The organism is Pseudomonas sp. FW300-N2F2, assembly GCF_017351655.1.
In the GTDB taxonomy this organism is placed as follows: Bacteria; Pseudomonadota; Gammaproteobacteria; order Pseudomonadales; family Pseudomonadaceae; genus Aquipseudomonas; species Aquipseudomonas fluorescens_AA.
This window is the reverse complement of record NZ_JACNDQ010000001.1, coordinates 2,064,803-2,082,125: the sequence shown is the minus strand read 5'-3', so window position 1 is coordinate 2,082,125 and position 17,323 is coordinate 2,064,803. Positions and strand designations below refer to the sequence as shown.

Here is a 17,323-nt window from a genome sequence, read left to right as displayed (position 1 = left end):
CGAGGGCCTTGGCCAAGCCCTCACCATACTCTCTCAACGCATCTGCAGGATGATCGGGTTGCTGCTGGCCGGATTGGTTCGCTCACGCAGCTCCTTCACCTCGTCAGCCTTCACTGCCCCTCCCTGATTACCCCAAGACGTGCGGACGAAAGTCAGTACATCGGCGACTTCCTGATCAGAGAGTTGGTTGCGGTACGGGGGCATGCGATATGAATCCGGAATGCCATTAGCAACGACACGTTCGGAACCGTTCAAGGTGGCATTGATGCTCGTAGCACCTTCCTTCACCATTGATGAAGATGCGCCTGCCAAAGGAGGTATCCATGGCGCCTGCCCGCTGCCGTCACTGCCGTGGCAACTGCTGCACTTGGCCATATAGTTGGCTGCCCCAGGTGTCGACAGAGGTTGTTCTGCCAGTTTGGCCGCTGGCTTCCATGGCGGCCCGTCACGCTTTGGGTCGCCCGGCAACGACACCAGGTAATGCGCAATGGCTTTTAAGTCCGGGTCGGACATGTATTGCGTCGAGTTGTTGAAGACTTCCGCCATGGTGCCCACGACCACGCTGTGAGCGTTACGTCCGGTTTTCAGATAGTCGACGATCTCCTGCTCGCTCCAGCGCCCCAATCCAGTGTTCGGATCCTGGCGCAGGCTCGGCGCGTACCACCCATCGAGCAGCGAACCGCTGAGGAAAGTAGCGCTGCTTTCATCCAGCGACTTCTCGTTCATCGTCAAGCTGCGTGGGGTATGGCAACTGCCACAATGCCCCGCGCCCTGGACGATGTAGGCGCCGCGGTTCCACAGCGCATCCTCTGAGGGCTTGGCCTGATAGGCACCGTCATCGACAAACGCGGTATTCCACAAAGCCAGCGGCCAGCGCATGTTGAGCGGCCAGGGGATATGGCTTTGCTGGTTCTGCTGCTGCGCCGGCTTAACGCCGGCCATGAAGAACGCATAAAGCGCCCGCACATCATCGTCGCTGAGCTTGGCATAGGATGGGTACGGCATAGCCGGATACAGCCTGTGCCCGTCAGCCGCGACTCCGCTGCGTACTGCGCGATCAAAGTCGGCTAGGCTGTAATTACCGATGCCCGTTTGTTTGTCCGGGGTAATGTTGGTGGCATAGATTGATCCCATCGGGGTCGCCATCTCCAGGCCGCCGGCAAACGGCGCACCTTTGGGCGTGCTGTGGCAGGCCACGCAATCGCTAAGCCTGGCGACATATTCACCACGCTGGACGAGTTGTGCATCTGCCGAGGGTGCAGATGCCTCATTAGCAAAAGGCGAAAATGGCGTGCGATTGACAAACCAGCCCAAGCCAGCTGCCACGACGATGCCTGCTGGCAGCAGATACTTTATAGTTTTATTCACGAACCATTCCTCATCAGGTGTCGAAGCGGTACTGCGATAGAGGCATGCTGCGAATTCGTTGACCGGTCAGTCGCGAGACGGCGTTAGCAACCGCCGGTGCCACCGCAGGCAGAGGCGGCTCACCGATTCCGCCCATTGGCGCACCACTCTCCACCACACGGACATGGACCCTGGCCATCATTTCCGGTGTGAGGATGCGGTAGAGGTCGTAATTGCGCGCCACCGGCGTACCACCTTTGTAGATGGCTTGTTCGACCAGGGTTTGAGACAAGCCAAGGGCCACGGCTGAGTTGACCTGAGCCTCGATGATGGCGGGATTGACGATGCTACCCGGATCGATTGCCTGCCAGATGTCGTGAACCTTCACGGCTCCGTTGCTGATGGAAACCTCTGCGATCACCGCCGTTTCGGTACCAAATGGCGATGCCATTGCAACGCCTCTTGCTCGCTTGGTGCCGTCTTGCGCCGTGAACGGCCCTCGTTTCCACCCCCCGGACAGGTCGGCCACTACTTTGAGCAAGTGGCTTAGCCGCTCGTTGCCCTGTAGCAGCTTGGCCCGTAGCTCATAGGGATCCTGACCGCCGGCATCCGCCACTTCATCCAGAAAAGCTTCATACATGAAGTCATTGATGGAGTTCCCGACTGAACGCCAGTAGCCCAGCATCACCGGGGTCTGCGAGTACAGTTGAGCGATCCGACGATGGGCAATGGCGTATTTTTTACCGGCCAGGCCTTCGACGGCGGTCGGGTCGATTTTGTCTCCTTGTTTGTTAGCGATACCCTCGGTTGGCCCTTCCGTGGCACTAATTGCTTCAAAGGCCACCGGCATGCCCTGTTCATCCAGGCCAGCGCGAAAGCGCACTACGGCGGAAGGACGAAGCACGTCACGCAAAAATTCTTCCTCGCGACTCCAGATCACCTTGATCGGTCGACCTGTGGATTGAGCCAGCTGGATAGCCTGAGGGTAAGGTGATGCATTCGGGTATAAAAAATGCCGGCCGAAAAAACCACCCAGCAGCGGAGAGTGGAGAGTGATTTTGGAAGGGTCCAGACCGGTACGCTTGGCGACGTCGGCCAAAAACAAATCCGGGGCCTGGTTCGGCAGCCACAGATCGAGATTGCCTTCAGCGTCGAAGCGCGCCAGGGCCGAGGGCGGCTCCAACTGGGCGTGGTTGAGGTATTGGGTATGGTAAGTCGCACTGACGACTTTCTTGGCGCCGGCCAACCCTTGCTGCAGGTCACCCTCACGTTCGGCCTCATCCCCGGCGTCGGTGGTTTTACTCAATTGCTCCGCATAGGCCTGGGTGTCGAAATTAGCCGGCATGTAGCGCACGGTTGAATCGCCACCCGGCTCCGTCCACTCCACTTGCAGAGCCTCGACGGCACGCTTGGCCACCCACCAGCGTTGCGCAACCACCGCCACTGCCCCCTCAAGACGGTGCACCGAATGCACGCCTTTGAGGTTTCTGATCTGATCCTCGTTGCGCACCAGCCCCACTTGCAGACCCAAGCGCGGCGCATGCTGTACCGCGGCGTGGAGCATGCCTTCGACACGAGTATCGATGGTGTATTGCGCCTTACCAGTGGATTTGTCGTAGACGTCTATTCGCTGGACCGGCTTACCGATCCAGCGGAATGTGGCAGGGTCGCGCAGAGTAACGGTTTGCGGATCGGGAATGGGCAAATCGAGCGTTAACGGCGCGAGTTCACCGTAGGTGATCGATCGATTGGAAGCGGCATGAATGACCCGCCCTGGCTCAGTAGTCAGCTGCGCCAGAGGCACCTTCCAGTGGGATGACGCGGCCTGCAATAGCATCAGGCGCGCCGATGCGCCCAGTCGGCGCATGGTCATGTAACTCGCGCGCATCGACCGGCTACCACCCGTGAAGCGCATGCCACCTTCCATGACTTTGAAGTCATTCCCGGGCGCCGCGTTCTCCACCAGAAAGCTGGCTGGATCTATATCGAGCTCCTCACCCACGACCTGTGCCATGCCCGTGAAAATGCCCTGCCCACCCTCAATAAAGGGGCTCTGCAGGCGAACGGTATTATCCGGACGAATCTCCAGAAACGCCGGTACACGGGCGCCAGGCGGCAATGCCTGGGCACGCTCGGCAGCACGCAACGGGCCAAGGGGAATTCCGAAGCTGATAACAAGCGCACCCGCCGTGACGCCAGCCGATGCCTGCAAAAAACGGCGGCGAGAGACGTTCACAGGTTGCGCGTCGGAGAGTACGCCGCGCTCGGCGATAGAATCATCCAGTTTTGACATAGTGTTCCCCTGTGTTTGCATTCAATGCTCGGCCTGGCAGCAGACCAATCCCTGCTCCATTAAAGGTGGTCAGGATTAGCCGTCGGCATTGTCACCAGGCACATCGCAGCTCAGTCGAATTGCGCGTGTTCAAGCACCAGCAAGCTCATCGACAGCAGTCTTGATCGCGTTATAAGTGCCGCAACGGCAGAGATTCGTCATGGCGGCAGCAATATCGGCTTGGGAAGGTTTGGGAATGCGCTGCAACAGCGCAGTGGCGGCCATTACCTGGCCAGACTGGCAATAGCCACACTGGGCGACTTGATGCTTGACCCAGGCCGCCACCACGCGCTTGCCCAGCTCGTCGTCTTCAATGGCTTCGATTGTGCGAATCTGTTTGCCCTTTACCCCTTCAACCGGTGTAACGCATGAGCGAAGCAGCACGCCGTCCACCATGACCGAACAGGCGCCGCATTGCGCCAAACCGCACCCGTACTTGGTTCCGGTCAGGCCGATATCGTCGCGAATCACCCATAACAATGGTGTATCCGCATCCGCCTCAACCTCATACACAGTGCCATTTACGTTGAGTTCCATTGTAAGAATGCCTCGATTGAAAACAGTGTGAAAAACCTGGCCGAGCACGACCTGCGGATAATCTTTGGCAACTGACCATTCGCAATAACAACAACTGCAACGTCGTCTTTTTAGACAAGCCTTACCCTACTGGGCTCGTCCGTGGCACAGCAAGCGAACCACGTGAGTCACCTCGCAAGGTGCTATTAATCAGATGAATAAATATTCTCTTCAAACAGCAGGCGTGCCGCGCCAATAATCGGCGCGGCACCGCTTGGTCTTGGATAGTCGCATCAGGCCTTCAACGACGGCAGTGCTGCGGCTTCCTCGTCAAAGCCATAGACCGATTTGATTTCCAGATACTCTTGCAACCCGAAAACGCCCATTGAGCGGCCAATGCCGGATTCCTTGTAGCCACCCATAGGCGTCAGCGAGTTAGTCGGCGCGCCGTTAAAACAAACACGCCCGGCACGCAGGCCGCTGGCGAACTCATACGCCTTGCGCCGGTCCCCACCGAATACATAGCCACCCAACCCATAAGGCGAGTCATTGGCGATTTCCAATGCCTGCGCCTCGGTGGAATAAGGCACCACCACCAAGACCGGCCCGAAAATCTCTTCCCGGCAAATAGTCATCTCGGGGGTCACATCGACGAACACGGTCGGACGGGTGAAAAAGCCACGTTCGAAGCCTTCGGGGCGCCCCAGTCCGCCGACAATCAGCCGTGCACCCTCATCGAGGCCCGACTGTATGTGACGCTGTATGCTGTTAAATTGTGCCCGGCTGACAATCGGCCCCATGGTCGTGGCGGGATCTCGCGGGTCTCCGAGACGGAATCGGTTTGCTTCGTCAACCAGAAACGGAATGATCTGCTCCACCTGACTTTCATGCACCAACATGCGACTCGGCGCGTGGCAGGATTGTCCGGTATTGAAGAAGCCGCGCTGAATATTCCAGCGCGCGGCCTTTTCCAGATCGGCGTCTCGCAGCACGATATTCGCCGACTTCCCGCCCAACTCCAGGCACACGCGTTTGATGGTGCGTGCCGCTGCCTCGCCTACCTGCGCACCGGCACCGGTCGAGCCCGTGAAGGAAACCATGTCGACATCGGGATGCTTCGACATCGCCTCGCCAATCACTCGCCCCGAGCCGTTGAGCATGTTGAAAACGCCCTTGGGTACGCCTGCGGCATCCAGCACCTCTGTCAGCAGAATAGCGCTGACCGGCGAGTTGATACTGGACTTGGATACGACTGTACAACCGGCGGCCAGCGCATAGATCAGCTTGATGACGGTTGTCTGGATCGGCCAATTCCAAGGCGAGATCAGTGCGCAGACACCCAGGGGTTCACGGCGAACGATCGTATTGCCAATTCGCGCCTCGAACTCGTACGTCTTCAACAGGTCGCGAGCGACCTTCATATGTTCGATTGGCCCCATGACCTGAGCACGGGCACTGCAGGGAATACCCACCTCTTGCGCAATGGCCTGTACAAAATCATCGGCGCGCAATTCGTAGGCTTCGATGATACGGTTGATCAGGTCGTAACGCTCATCGAGGGAAGACTGCGAATAGCTTTTGAATGCACGCCGAGCTGCGGCCACGGCAGTGTCCACCTCTTCAACGGTCGCCATGGCGACCGTGGCAAACGCTTCTTCGGTAGTCGGATCAATCAATTCCTGGCGCTGGGAGGCCGCGGCCTCTACCCATTCACCGTCGATATAAAACTTCGCGTAATCGTGCATCTTGCTGGTGCCTCCAGTTGTTGTTATTCGGTGAGCATTTTCGTGACAGGTGGCAACACGGTACCCGCCGATTCAACCAACAGTTTCGACCGGCGAACTGCTTGCCCGGCGAGCCATTGCATCTTCACGAATCAGGTCGGCGGCTTTCACACCAATCATGATGGACGGCGCATTGGTGTTGCCCGACGTGATGAATGGCATGATCGAGGCATCCACCACCCGCAGACGCTCGATACCACGGACACGCAGTCGTTCGTCCACCACCGCCATGGCGTCGTTACCCATCTTGCAGGTGCCGCCCTGGTGGTGGGCCGAGTTGCCGGTTTCGACCAGATAGTTGTAGATATCTTCATCGGTACGAATGTGGAGCCCCGGCAATTCTTCCGAAACCACGCGAGACTTGATGGGTTCGCTGTTCATGATTTTGCGTATCCAGCGCACACCACTGATCACCGCATTGACGTCGTAATCGCTGCTCAGGAAATTTGGCGTGTAATCGGCCGGGTCAGACGGGTTGGTTGAGCGCAGCGTCACTGTTCCCGTGGTGCTGGGACGCAACTGATAGACCGACACACCGAGCCCGGGATGCCTTTCAACGTCAACCGTGCCATCGGGAAAGTATTGAAAGGTCATGGGCCGAAAGCTGATTTGGAGATCAGCGTAGTCCTCGTCCGGGCTACTTTTAACAAACGCCGCGACCTGGGAAGAGCCAAGGGCAAGATACCCTTTGCGGGTCATCAGGTAACGGAAGCCTTCCCAGTACTTGCGCAGGCCTACAAGGTTGGCGTTGTACGAACTGTCTGGGGTGCAACGGAAGGCTGTGTGAATATAAAAATGATCCTGCAGGTTTTGCCCTACTCCTGGGGAATTCAGAACTTCGGGAATTGCGTGTTTTTCCAGTTCAGCCCTTGGGCCGATGCCAGACAACATCAGCATCTGTGGGGTCTTCAGCGAGCCTGCTGACAGAATCACTTCGCGCGCCGCATAGATACGCTCCAAACGGCCACTCTTCAAAACCTCTATACCGACAGCGGTACGCCCCTCGAATAAAACGCGCTGCAGCTCGCATCCGGTTCGAACCGTCAGGTTCGGCCGTTCAATGACAGGCTCGATAAATGCCCGGTAAGTCGACATCCGTTGCCCGTCTTGGATGTTGTGTTGCATGAAACCTACGCCATCGTGCAAGGCGCCATTCATGTCCTCGGTCACCGGGATACCGATACGGTTAGCGGCTTCTATAAAATCGTAGCTACTCTTTTCTTTAACGACCGGATCACTGATCCATAGTGGACCATTCGCTCCGCGATATTCATCGCCGCCCCGCTCAAAGTGCTCCATCTTTTTGAAATACGGCAAGACATCTTCATACCCCCAGCCTGGGTTGCCCAAGGCACGCCAGCCGTCAAAATCCTTTTGGTGACCTCGGATGAATACCATGCCGTTGATGGAGCTGGATCCACCGAGCAATTTGCCCCTAGGCCAGTACATCCGACGCCCTTGAAGCTTCTCCATTGGCGAGGTGCGGAAATTCCAGTTCAATGACTTATTGAAATAGAGCTTGCCCATTCCCGCGGGCGTATTGACCCAGAAACGATCTGAAGCAGGTCCCGCCTCAATAAGCAGGACGTTGTTCCGGGGATCGTCAGACAAACCGCGCGCAACCGGGCAGCCCGAAGAACCGGCACCGACAACGATGTAATCATAAATCTGCATGTACCCGCTCCTCCCGCTATTTCCCGACGCGGGAAGTGCCTTTGAACAACCGGTCAAAACGCTCGAAGCGATAAGCCCATTCGGGCCCCTGGTCCGTTTCGTAAGCCAACACTGCGGAGAGCATCGCGAAAGGCTCTATATAACGGGCGACCTTCAGAGCCCCAGCGTCCACCGGATCAAAGCCCACCTGACTGATAAGATCCGAAACTGTGGCTTTACTGGCTTCGTCCTCGCCACAGAAGATCAAACTGGGACGTAGCACCTCTCCCCTGGCCGCGAATACATCGAACAAAACTTCGCTGGGTGTCGACTGGAAGGCCGCAACGACATGCGCCTCAGGAATCATCTGTGCCAGCGTTTCCGCACCGGAAATCGTATGGCCGATGACAAGCTCGGTGTCTTCTGCGTTTAAAGGATTGCAGCAGGTCACGACGATTTTGCCGCTCAAGTCATCCACCTGGCTGAGGACGTCAGGCACTTGAAGCCAATGCACGGCCAAGAGGACCAAGTCAGCGTTGAATGCCGCCTCTGCCGGCGTGCTGGCCTGTGCATTCTTGCCTGCCGATGCAGCCAGATCGGCAAGTTTCTGCTGATTACGCGAGTAACTGAAGGAAACCTCATGGCCAACCCTGGCAAACATGGTGCCCAGATGACTGCCCATTCGGCCGGAGCCAAGAATTCCGATTTTCATGAAAGGCCTCTTGTTATTTTTTGGATTAAAAACACGGATGGCGTTCGGGTGAAAGGCTCGACGGCGAATAGAGGTATGATCAAAATTGATTAATCCCCTCCACGATTGTCATGGCCGGCTCATGAACATAGATCCTTGGAGCGGGCGCTTGAGCTGATACAGTATTCGCCCCCACGTAGAGAATGATGAATGGCAAAGGAACACTACAGCGACCTGCTCGCGCTCATTGCAGTTGCACGAGAGCAAAGTTTCACGCGGGCGGCCTCCCAGCTGGGAATCTCTCAATCGATGCTCAGTCATAGCATCCAGAGATTGGAGGCTCGGGTCGGCGTACGTCTTCTCACTCGGACGACCCGTAGCGTATCCGTCACCGAGGCCGGTGAACGTCTGCTCAATACCGTTGAACCGCGATTGAGGGAAATCGAGACCGAACTGATCGCCGTGGCTGAATTTGGCGACACCCCCGCCGGCAACATTCGCATCACGGCAACCGATCATGTCATCGAAACTGTGCTTTGGCCGAAATTGGCGCAAGCCCTGCCGAAATACCCACAAATAAGTGTAGAAGTCGTTATCGACTATGGCTTGACGGACATCGTGGCCGACCATTTCGACTTTGGCATCCGGCTCGGGGACGGGTTGGCAAACGGGATCGAAGCAGTTCGTATAGCTCCCGACATGCGTTTTGTGATAGTGGGCGCGCCGTCCTACATGGAGTCTCGTGCCATGCCGACCAGACCTCAAGACCTCATGGAACATGAATGTATAAATATGCGCCTGCCAACACGTGGCGGCCTGTACGCGTGGGAGCTGGAAAAGGACGGCCAGGAAATCAATACGAGAGTCAAAGGCAGGCTCGTATTCAATGGCATCAATCAGATTTTGGATGCCGCTGTATCGGGTTTCGGACTGGCCTATGTTCCCGAGGACATCGCCCAGCCCCATCTGGTTGATGGCACCCTGGTCCCTGTCATGGAAGCCTGGTGGAGAACATTCCCGGGGCTGCACCTTTATTACTCCAGCGAGCGCGAGAAGTCTCGGGCGATGCAGGTTCTAATCGATGAGTTACGGCACCCCGAATAGTCAACGGTGCTCTGAGCCCTTCCTTTTTCGCATCTGAATTATTCGCCATCATTCATAGGCGCTTTCGGATTTCAGATCATTACAGATCATCCTTAGCCCCCTATCATTTCGCCTCAAGCAAGTCGCGATGAGACAGTGTCCCATCGCCCGCTGGGGTCGATCCCTGGTTATTTTTCCTTTCATTATTCGTCCATTCGCCCAGCGCCCTAGTTGTCGAGGGCGTCATGTATTGGCTATTTCACAGGAACACCGATGACTACCTCAACTTTGAATACGGCCCAGATTGACAGCCGGATCTGGAGCGCCGTGGGGTCTTTGACACTCTGCGTCGCTCTGCTGATCGCCGCAGAATTCATGCCAGTGAGTCTCCTGACGCCCATCGCCAACGACCTTCACACCTCACAAGGCATGGCTGGCCAGGCCATTTCCATTTCCGGCTTCTTTGCGGTGGTGGCAAGTCTTTGCATTGCCTCTATCGCCGGACGCTTCGATCGACGTCATGTCCTGGTCTCGATGACCCTGCTGATGCTCATTTCGCTGGTGGTCATCGCTTTGGCGCCGGGCTTCACTTGGTTGATGATCGCCAGAGCTTTTCTAGGCGTCGCAATCGGTGGTTTCTGGGCATTGTCCACCGCCACTGTGCTTCGGATAGTCCCGGAGGAGGCTGTGCCCAAAGCCTTGGGCATGATCTATATGGGCCACTCAGTGGCCGCTGCGTTTGCCGCACCCATTGGGGCCTATGTGGGAGGTCATCTGGGGTGGCGCTTTGTGTTCGCGGCGCTTGTACCGATTGTCATCATTAACGTGATCTGGCAATACAAAAGCTTGCCCGCAATGCAGCCAGAAAAAACCATTCCCCTTTCCAGGCTGTTCGGGGTGCTGAAACGTCGGAACGTCATGTTCGGTCTGCTGGCCGCCATGCTGACGTTTGGTGGTACATTCACCGCTTTCACTTATTTTCGGCCATTTCTCGAACAGGTTACTGGCGTCGACTCCACTCAACTGTCGGTTTTATTGTTGAGCCTGGGCATAGCCGGTTTCGGTGGTACGTACATCGTCAGCCGACTGCTGGAAAAACAATTCCTCTTCCAATTGTTGCGCTGGCTTCCGGTGGCGTTGGCTGTCATGACGGTGGCTCTGGCCGAGTTGGGCTACAGTTTCGCAGCCGCCGCCATCATGATGTTTGCCTGGGGGATGTTGTACTCGGCCATCCCAGTATGCTGGTCGACCTGGCTCGCCAAAGAGGTAAGCGATGAGCCCGAAACTGGCGGTGGACTGATGGTTGCAGCTATCCAGATGGCGATCATGGTCGGAGGCGCTTTCGGTGGCAGCTTGCTGGATCATGTATCGGTAACAGCCCCGCTGATTGGCGGCAGCGTATTGCTCATCCTGGCAGCGCTAGTCGTTGGGAATGGCGGGCGGCTTACCCAGTCCACGCCCGCCTGATAGCCTCTTGTGCCCAAGCCGTCGCTATGCATCCGCTACCTCAATAACAGCGGTGCATCGTCTTTAAGCACGTTCAGCAGTACTTGCGCCGCCGGCGACAAATAGGCGCCGGTTCGCACGAAAACGACAATCGTGCGTTTCATTGTTGTTTCCTTGAGCTTGATCTCCCGAAGGTGCGTCACACCCTTTACGTCTTCGAGAGTCTCCCGGGCCAGAAAACTGAGCAGGTTGGTTTCACCAATCAGGCGCGGCAGCAAGGAGATCGAAGTCGTTTCGATCTGCACTTGAGGCAAAGGCAGGTCTCTGGACTGAAACGCATTGTCTATCCAGCGTCGGGCCGGCACGGCGGTGGCCGGCAGCACCCAACGGTACTGGCACAAATCGCGCAACTCATAACCTGCGCTAAACAGCGGGTGGTTGCGGCTGGCGACCACTACCGCCTCATCGTCAAACAACGCATGAAATTCCAACAAAGGATCTGCTTCGTACTGCGGGCAGATCACCATGTCCAGCCGCCCGGAAAAAAGTGATTCGCGCAGTAAATCGTCCTGCCCAATCACCAGGTTCAAGGTGATCTGCGGCGCACGTGAAAGCAGAGTCGCGGTCAGGTGCGGGAGTAGGTGATCAGCCATGGAAGCAGCGCAGCCCAGGCGAATATTGCCCATCACCCCGTTGGCAACATCACGTATCTCTCGCTGGGTTTCGGCAACGCTCTGCTGTAGCTGTTTGCCACGCACCTTCAGCAACTCCCCCACTGCCGTCAGCTTGATCCGACGCCCGTCGCGTTCGAACAGCCGGGCACCTAGAGACTCCTCAAGTCGTTGGATGCTTTTAGTCAGCGCCGGCTGACTGCGGTTGAGCTTTTGTGCGGCCCTGCCCAGATGGCCCAGCTCGGCGATGACTTCAAAATAGGCAAGGTCACGCAGGTCCATATTCATCAACCAAAGTTATCAATCAATCGATATTAGAAAATAGACTTTATCAAACACGCTATCAATAATTATCAGCACATCGATAGCGATGCCACGCCCTCAAGGCGACCAGCGATTGGAGCACGACTCTTGTCTTCTTCTGCCAGATTTTCTCTACATGCCTACCCCGCGCCATTCAAATGGTTGGCGCTTGCGCTAGTGGCTGGAGCAGCCGGTCAGTTGCTGAAGTTTCTAGGGGTGCCAGCCGGCCAGTTCCTGGGGCCGATGATGGTCGCCATCGTGTTTGGAACGTTCGGTGCGGGTATACAGCTCCATCCCTACGCCTTCAAGCTGGGCCAAGGTTGTGTTGGCATTCTGGCGGCCCATTCCATGACGCTGGCAGTGCTTCTCTCGATAGCCCAGTCCTGGCCGATGATGCTGCTGGCAACCGCCGCAACGGTTTGCCTCAGTGCTCTGGTCGGACTAGCCTTGGTATGGGCAGGCATTCCGGCCAGCACCGCCGCATGGGGAACGGCTCCAGGCGCTGCCTCGGCGATGGTCTCGATGGCGGATGAGTACGGTGCCGATTCGCGAGTAGTCGCCACCATGCAATACGTACGAGTCGTGTGCGTGGTGATGATCGGCGCACTGGTGAGCCACTGGGTCGGGGCACCGACAGGCGGCGAAACGCACGTGACAAACGTCGAGCCGCAGAGCTTCGGACTACTTAATCTAGGCCTGACCATCGCCACGCTGCTTGCTGGTGTTGCACTGGGCAATCGAGTGCCCGCCGGGGCGCTGCTGATGCCGTTGCTGCTGGGTGGCGCCTTGCAAATCAGCGGCCTGTTGCACATCGCGCTGCCCGACTGGCTCCTCGCTACTGCTTATGGCGCACTGGGTTGCTACGTCGGCTTGCGCTTTGACCGCCCAACGATTGGGTACGTCTGGCGGCGCCTGCCGGCGATGATAATGGGTGCCACGCTTTTGATCGCGCTGTGCGCATTATCTGCCTGGCTATTGGCAACAATATCGGACAGGGATTTCCTCTCGATTTACCTGGCCACCAGCCCGGGCGGGCTCGACACGATGGCGATCATCGCGGTGGACACGCATTCCGACGTGGGACTGGTGCTGGCAATGCAGACCCTGCGATTGTTTGCGGTCATCCTGACAGGGGCTTTTGTGGCACGGCTGATCATTCGCTTGTCTGAGCACCGCCAGATAACGTCATAGGCTTAAGCCACACCGCAAATGTCCGCATGCCCGAGGGCTGGCTTCTCCTACTCGGCAACACTTCCCTGTCGCTCACCATCGCTAGCAAACTCCTCCGTAAACTCTACGCACCACGCACCGGAATGTTATTGTTCATGCGCACTCACGAAGATCATTCAAGCCATGCAAGATGACATCCTTAAGCAATCCTTTGGTGGGTTGATGGCCTTTATTGCCGTCGCCCGGGAAAAGAGTTTTACTCGAGCAGCAGCACATCTAGGCCTGTCTCAATCCGCGGTCAGCCATGCCGTCAGCTCACTGGAGCGAAATCTGGGCACGCGCTTGCTTGCGCGCAACTCCCGCTCAGTCTCGCCAACGGAAGCCGGTGAACGGTTACTGGCAACTGTCGGTCCCCGCTTCGAAGAGATCGACGCTGAATTACTGGCGTTGTCAGAGCTGGGCGAAAGCCCAACCGGGACCGTACGCATCACCGCATCGGATCACGCCATCCGATCGATCATCTCCCCAAAGTTGAAGAAATTCCTGCCGAAGTACCCTGGAATAAAAGTCGAGCTGTTCGCGGACAATGGGCTTATCGACATCGCAGCAGATCGTTTCGATGCGGGCGTCCGATTGGGTGAGGCGATAGCCCAGGACATGATCGCCGTACGCATCGGTCCTGACATGCGATTCACCGCAGTAGCGACCAGGCGCTACTTCGCCAGCAGCCCTGAACCAGAGACGCCCGAAGACTTGATGCAGCACAATTGCATAAACCTGCGTCTTCCTACCCATGGTGGATTGTGGCCTTGGGAGTTCGGGGAAGATGGCCGGCAGTTGAACATGCGGGTTGATGGTCAGCTGATTTACAACAGTATTTATGATTGCCTTGATGCAGCCATTGCAGGCTTGGGTATCGCTTATGTACCTGAAGACATCGCTGAGCCCTATGTCAAGGCTGGCCACCTGATTCCGGTACTGAAAGACTGGTGCCCGCTGTGGACAGGACTTCATCTCTATTACCCAAGCCGTCGGCAACCCTCCGGGGCTATGGCTTTATTAATCGCCGCGTTGCGCCACGAGTCATGACAGAAAAAAAAGGCCCTGCACAGCGTACAGGGCCCGAAAGAGCCATGAAGACTCAAGGGATGAACGTTCCACCAAGGGCAAGTCGAGCGATGCGCACTACGACCTACGTTCAGACTTGAAGCCACAACATCCTATGCAAACCGGGCAGTTGCGGCTTCAAAGATGGGTTACTTCAGGTTGGTTCGGAAGAAAGAAGTCAGCTTGTCGAACGGAATCAGGTTCACCCGATCATACAAGTCCACGTGGCCCGCGCCTGGCACGATGAACAACTCCTTAGGCTCACCCGCCAGCTTGAAGGCTTCTTGGCTGAACTCCAGCGAGTGTGCTTCAGAGCCTGCGATGAACAGCATAGGACGAGGCGAAATCGACGTAATATCGTTGAACGGATAGAAGTTCATGAACTTCACGTTGCTGGTCAGCGTTGGATGCGTCGTCACTTCAGGCGAAGACCCGGCCGGGGTGAACTCACCACGAGGCGTGCGATAGAAATCGAAGAATTCGCGCTGGATGGGATGGGTGTTCGCGTCCAGTTTATGCACGGTACCGCCGGTGTACTTGGTTTCCCCACCCGTGAATTCTACATAACGCTGCTCAGCCGCCTCTGCGATGATCTGCTTGCGCTGTTCAAGTGTTTGCGAGTGCTTGAGCGCGTCGCGGTTGGCTGCGCCCATGTCATACATACTGACGGTGGCAATCGCCTTCATCCGAGGGTCGATTTTTGCCGCACTGATGACAAAACTGCCGCTACCACAGATGCCGAGAACGCCGATGCGGTTGCGATCGATATACGACTGGGTTCCAAGGTAATCGACCGCTGCGCTGAACGCTTCGGAGTAAATATCCGGCGCCACGGCGTTACGCGGTTGCCCCTCGCTTTCGCCCCAAAACGATTGATCGATCGCAAGGGTCACAAAGCCTTGTTCAGCGAGTTTCTGAGCGTAAAGATTTGAGCTTTGCTCTTTGACCGCCCCCATCGGGTGGCCAATGACAATCGCAGGGCTTTTGTTGGCCTTATTCAAATTTTTCGGGACATACAGGTTCCCGACGACTTTCATTCGGTACTGATTATTGAAGGATACCTTCTGCTCAGTCACCTTATCACTCTTGAAAAAGTTGTTCGCGCCGTTGGACATATCGGCTGCCACCGCGGTAAACGAACTAGCCAGCAGGGCCAGCGTAAAAAATAATTTCTTCATGGTGTTGTTCCTAATTAAGAACCGATGTGTGGACATCCACAACGACTGCGGCCTGGCCCAGGCTCGATGAACGCCAGTGGAATCAAATCTAGCTGGTCAACTGCGCTGAACGGAGCATTGGGCTTTGACGCCGGGCACTACCCTTCATGGCATTAGGTCTAAGCCCACAAAGGATCAATTCGTCGACGTCAATGTATTCGAGGCGCTGTCTGGAAAACACCACATCCAATTGAATGGAGTCATGCATAAAATTGATTAATAGACACCGGACTGCCTGCAATCCTGGACTGGTGCGCTGACGATTTTATTAGCTGCAGTTTAGGGAGTTCCCACGGAGTACGGGAGATTCATTAAATCCCACCTTTAATCATTGACGAAAAAACTCCATCGCCCCACTGCGCCAAGCATCAATGTAACAGAATAATGCAGACCTAATCGTCGATTCTTCCATACCGGTTTCAGACTATATCGCGTTGATCCGCAGATGCCTTGGCGGCTTCATCGCGAATGCCCGTACTGCTCATCAGTAACCGGCTCCAGCCACTCGACATTTTTCCCGCCCTGTACCTCTTGAATTGCCAAGTGCGTCAAGCCAGTGGTATCCGTGGCCCCGTGCCAATGTTTTACACCCGGCGGGGTCCAAATCACATCACCAGGCTTGATGACGATTTTCTCCCCCCCTTCTTGCTGAATCCATCCAACACCGGCCGTGACGATAAGATTTTGGCCCGCCGGATGAGTGTGCCAAGCTGATCGGGCCCCTGGTTGAAAGGTCACAGCACCTGCCGTAACCCTTGATGGCGGGCGCGCTGCAAATAAAGGATCAACCCTGACGGTGCCGACGAAATTCCTGGACGACCCCAGGACAGAAGGTTGCTCCCCGTTCCTGACAATTTGCATCGCGCTGTCAGGCTCCTCTGCAGCGTGCAACGAACTTGAAACCATCAAGGTTACGCTAAGCATTGACATGGCAAACGTTATTCTCATCGATAAAATCCTGCTTGGAATGGGTTATCTGAACAGGAAGGGACGGCACGGCCGATCATCCTCACAAGGGGCGTATAACGTCCTGGATCCTCATCAATGCCGGCGCCAACCCCCGTACGATTTCGTTGGCCTTGGCCGTGGGCACCAGCTCCCTCGAACGTCGAATGAACAAGGGGTCTTTAAAGTGAACGCGCAGCTTCGCCAGCGTATTACTCACCGCTGGCTGCTTTACGTTCAGTCGTTCGGCTGCCCGCGTCACGCCTCGCTCGCGATAGACCACCAAGAGAATGAACAAGGCATTGAGATCGATCGCCGTAAATAGCGCTTCATCAAGCTTCATCGTGCGGCCCCCTTCCGATTTGGGGCGTGAAACTGGCAAACGTCAGGTTGGAACATGACGTTACCAAATGATTGACCAACGCCGTCATCGACTCACTTTCAAAGTGCTCAGTCATCATCGATGCCGCGCTCCAGTAGCCACTGAAGACCCACAAACCAGGATCGCGGGAGCTGCGAATCACGCTATACCCCAGGCATCCGTGTACTTTTTCAAAGGTCTCCGCGTACGCCTTCAAACGCTGTTCAAAGTGTTGGTCAACCTCTTCGATCACCCGAATCTCCAAGGTATTAACTGCGGCGATATTCATATCCGGCCCTGCTTTGCTTGGGTAATAAAATTAAATGACAACTGCGTGCAATGCCTGTGTTGCGCGCAATCAAGTCCCGCATCCAACGAAAGCATTTCTGCTGCACCAGCGAGACAAAACTAGCCCCGGCAATGGCGCCATGGCTATACGGCACCTGATTGATACGCTAATGAGCTTTTCTCAACAGTGCTCGTGCTTGAACTGCGCCACCACGAGTCCCGTTGAACAACGGTGGCTAAGCCATGAGCGGCACGTCCTGCAAAGACAGATATCGCCGAATCAAGAAGGCACCTATGAAAACAACGAGTTAAGAGCTATCGCGATAAACAGAATGGCAGCACTTGAACATCGTCGGGGCGCGATCCGGTGAATGCCGACTGAGCTTTTGGCAGCCATGAAACGCGGTCG

At 56.3% G+C, this 17,323-nt stretch carries 15 protein-coding genes; 4 read left to right on the top strand and 11 right to left on the bottom strand.

What is annotated here, in order from left to right; all coding sequences use genetic code 11:
* Positions 1 to 33: 33 nt before the first annotated feature.
* The 6 genes from J4E63_RS09370 to J4E63_RS09345 form a co-directional block, all read right to left on the bottom strand.
* Entirely contained in the window at positions 34 to 1,368 is a 1,335-nt protein-coding gene (locus J4E63_RS09370; protein ID WP_060742997.1) for a cytochrome c, read from the bottom strand.
* Between the two features lie 13 nt (positions 1,369 to 1,381).
* Positions 1,382 to 3,640, bottom strand: a complete 2,259-nt coding sequence (locus J4E63_RS09365) for a molybdopterin cofactor-binding domain-containing protein (RefSeq protein ID WP_060743252.1) — start codon at positions 3,638 to 3,640, stop codon at positions 1,382 to 1,384.
* A gap of 129 nt (positions 3,641 to 3,769) precedes the next feature.
* Positions 3,770 to 4,216 (bottom strand): (2Fe-2S)-binding protein, encoded by a 447-nt coding sequence (locus J4E63_RS09360; protein WP_013692840.1) that lies wholly within the window; start codon positions 4,214 to 4,216, stop codon positions 3,770 to 3,772.
* 272 nt (positions 4,217 to 4,488) lie between these two features.
* Positions 4,489 to 5,940, bottom strand: coding sequence for an aldehyde dehydrogenase family protein (locus tag J4E63_RS09355; protein WP_060742998.1), 1,452 nt, complete (start codon positions 5,938 to 5,940; stop codon positions 4,489 to 4,491).
* Positions 5,941 to 6,012: 72 nt separating this feature from the next.
* Positions 6,013 to 7,653, bottom strand: a complete 1,641-nt coding sequence (locus tag J4E63_RS09350) for a GMC family oxidoreductase (RefSeq protein ID WP_060742999.1) — start codon at positions 7,651 to 7,653, stop codon at positions 6,013 to 6,015.
* A gap of 16 nt (positions 7,654 to 7,669) precedes the next feature.
* Positions 7,670 to 8,344, bottom strand: a complete 675-nt coding sequence (locus J4E63_RS09345; protein WP_060743000.1) for an NADPH-dependent F420 reductase — start codon at positions 8,342 to 8,344, stop codon at positions 7,670 to 7,672.
* Positions 8,345 to 8,533: 189 nt separating this feature from the next.
* Between J4E63_RS09345 and J4E63_RS09340 the strand changes: the two genes are divergently transcribed.
* On the top strand, positions 8,534 to 9,427 hold the full coding sequence (locus tag J4E63_RS09340) for a LysR family transcriptional regulator (RefSeq protein WP_060743001.1): 894 nt from the start codon (positions 8,534 to 8,536) through the stop codon (positions 9,425 to 9,427).
* Between the two features lie 252 nt (positions 9,428 to 9,679).
* Positions 9,680 to 10,873, top strand: coding sequence for an MFS transporter (locus J4E63_RS09335; protein ID WP_207281712.1), 1,194 nt, complete (start codon positions 9,680 to 9,682; stop codon positions 10,871 to 10,873).
* Positions 10,874 to 10,908: 35 nt separating this feature from the next.
* Here J4E63_RS09335 and J4E63_RS09330 read toward each other — a convergent pair whose 3' ends face one another.
* Positions 10,909 to 11,805, bottom strand: a complete 897-nt coding sequence (locus J4E63_RS09330) for a LysR family transcriptional regulator (RefSeq protein ID WP_013692834.1) — start codon at positions 11,803 to 11,805, stop codon at positions 10,909 to 10,911.
* 129 nt (positions 11,806 to 11,934) lie between these two features.
* Here J4E63_RS09330 and J4E63_RS09325 point away from each other — a divergent pair, with 129 nt between their 5' ends.
* Both J4E63_RS09325 and J4E63_RS09320 read left to right on the top strand, forming a co-directional pair.
* Positions 11,935 to 13,017 (top strand): AbrB family transcriptional regulator, encoded by a 1,083-nt coding sequence (locus tag J4E63_RS09325; protein WP_060743002.1) that lies wholly within the window; start codon positions 11,935 to 11,937, stop codon positions 13,015 to 13,017.
* Positions 13,018 to 13,179: 162 nt separating this feature from the next.
* Positions 13,180 to 14,085 carry a LysR family transcriptional regulator gene (locus J4E63_RS09320; protein WP_013692832.1) on the top strand — a complete coding sequence of 302 codons (906 nt, stop codon included), beginning with the start codon at positions 13,180 to 13,182 and terminating at the stop codon, positions 14,083 to 14,085.
* Between the two features lie 167 nt (positions 14,086 to 14,252).
* Here the strand turns inward: J4E63_RS09320 and J4E63_RS09315 are convergent, their stop codons facing one another.
* The 4 genes from J4E63_RS09315 to J4E63_RS09300 all read right to left on the bottom strand — a co-directional run bounded on the left by J4E63_RS09315 (position 14,253) and on the right by J4E63_RS09300 (position 16,915).
* Positions 14,253 to 15,281 carry an alpha/beta hydrolase gene (locus tag J4E63_RS09315; RefSeq protein WP_207281711.1) on the bottom strand — a complete coding sequence of 343 codons (1,029 nt, stop codon included), beginning with the start codon at positions 15,279 to 15,281 and terminating at the stop codon, positions 14,253 to 14,255.
* 498 nt (positions 15,282 to 15,779) lie between these two features.
* Positions 15,780 to 16,268, bottom strand: coding sequence for a cupin domain-containing protein (locus J4E63_RS09310; protein WP_060743003.1), 489 nt, complete (start codon positions 16,266 to 16,268; stop codon positions 15,780 to 15,782).
* A gap of 61 nt (positions 16,269 to 16,329) precedes the next feature.
* A complete protein-coding gene (locus tag J4E63_RS09305; protein WP_060743004.1) occupies positions 16,330 to 16,608 on the bottom strand; it encodes a LysR family transcriptional regulator in 279 nt (92 codons plus the stop codon).
* Positions 16,598 to 16,915 (bottom strand): antibiotic biosynthesis monooxygenase family protein, encoded by a 318-nt coding sequence (locus tag J4E63_RS09300; RefSeq protein ID WP_060743005.1) that lies wholly within the window; start codon positions 16,913 to 16,915, stop codon positions 16,598 to 16,600. The genes J4E63_RS09305 and J4E63_RS09300 overlap by 11 nt, the downstream gene beginning before the upstream one ends.
* Positions 16,916 to 17,323 lie beyond the last annotated feature (408 nt).

Bases quoted from the DNA above. Each gene is read 5' to 3' on its own strand.
- J4E63_RS09365 (WP_060743252.1), bottom strand. From the start codon at position 3,640: ATGTCAAAACTGGATGATTCTATCGCCGAGCGCGGCGTACTCTCCGAC.
- J4E63_RS09360 (WP_013692840.1), bottom strand. From the start codon at position 4,216: ATGGAACTCAACGTAAATGGCACTGTGTATGAGGTTGAGGCGGATGCG.
- J4E63_RS09355 (WP_060742998.1), bottom strand. From the start codon at position 5,940: ATGCACGATTACGCGAAGTTTTATATCGACGGTGAATGGGTAGAGGCC.
- J4E63_RS09350 (WP_060742999.1), bottom strand. From the start codon at position 7,653: ATGCAGATTTATGATTACATCGTTGTCGGTGCCGGTTCTTCGGGCTGC.
- J4E63_RS09345 (WP_060743000.1), bottom strand. From the start codon at position 8,344: ATGAAAATCGGAATTCTTGGCTCCGGCCGAATGGGCAGTCATCTGGGC.
- J4E63_RS09340 (WP_060743001.1), top strand. From the start codon at position 8,534: ATGGCAAAGGAACACTACAGCGACCTGCTCGCGCTCATTGCAGTTGCA.
- J4E63_RS09335 (WP_207281712.1), top strand. From the start codon at position 9,680: ATGACTACCTCAACTTTGAATACGGCCCAGATTGACAGCCGGATCTGG.
- J4E63_RS09330 (WP_013692834.1), bottom strand. From the start codon at position 11,805: ATGGACCTGCGTGACCTTGCCTATTTTGAAGTCATCGCCGAGCTGGGC.
- J4E63_RS09320 (WP_013692832.1), top strand. From the start codon at position 13,180: ATGCAAGATGACATCCTTAAGCAATCCTTTGGTGGGTTGATGGCCTTT.
- J4E63_RS09315 (WP_207281711.1), bottom strand. From the start codon at position 15,281: ATGAAGAAATTATTTTTTACGCTGGCCCTGCTGGCTAGTTCGTTTACC.
- J4E63_RS09310 (WP_060743003.1), bottom strand. From the start codon at position 16,268: ATGAGAATAACGTTTGCCATGTCAATGCTTAGCGTAACCTTGATGGTT.
- J4E63_RS09305 (WP_060743004.1), bottom strand. From the start codon at position 16,608: ATGAAGCTTGATGAAGCGCTATTTACGGCGATCGATCTCAATGCCTTG.
- J4E63_RS09300 (WP_060743005.1), bottom strand. From the start codon at position 16,915: ATGAATATCGCCGCAGTTAATACCTTGGAGATTCGGGTGATCGAAGAG.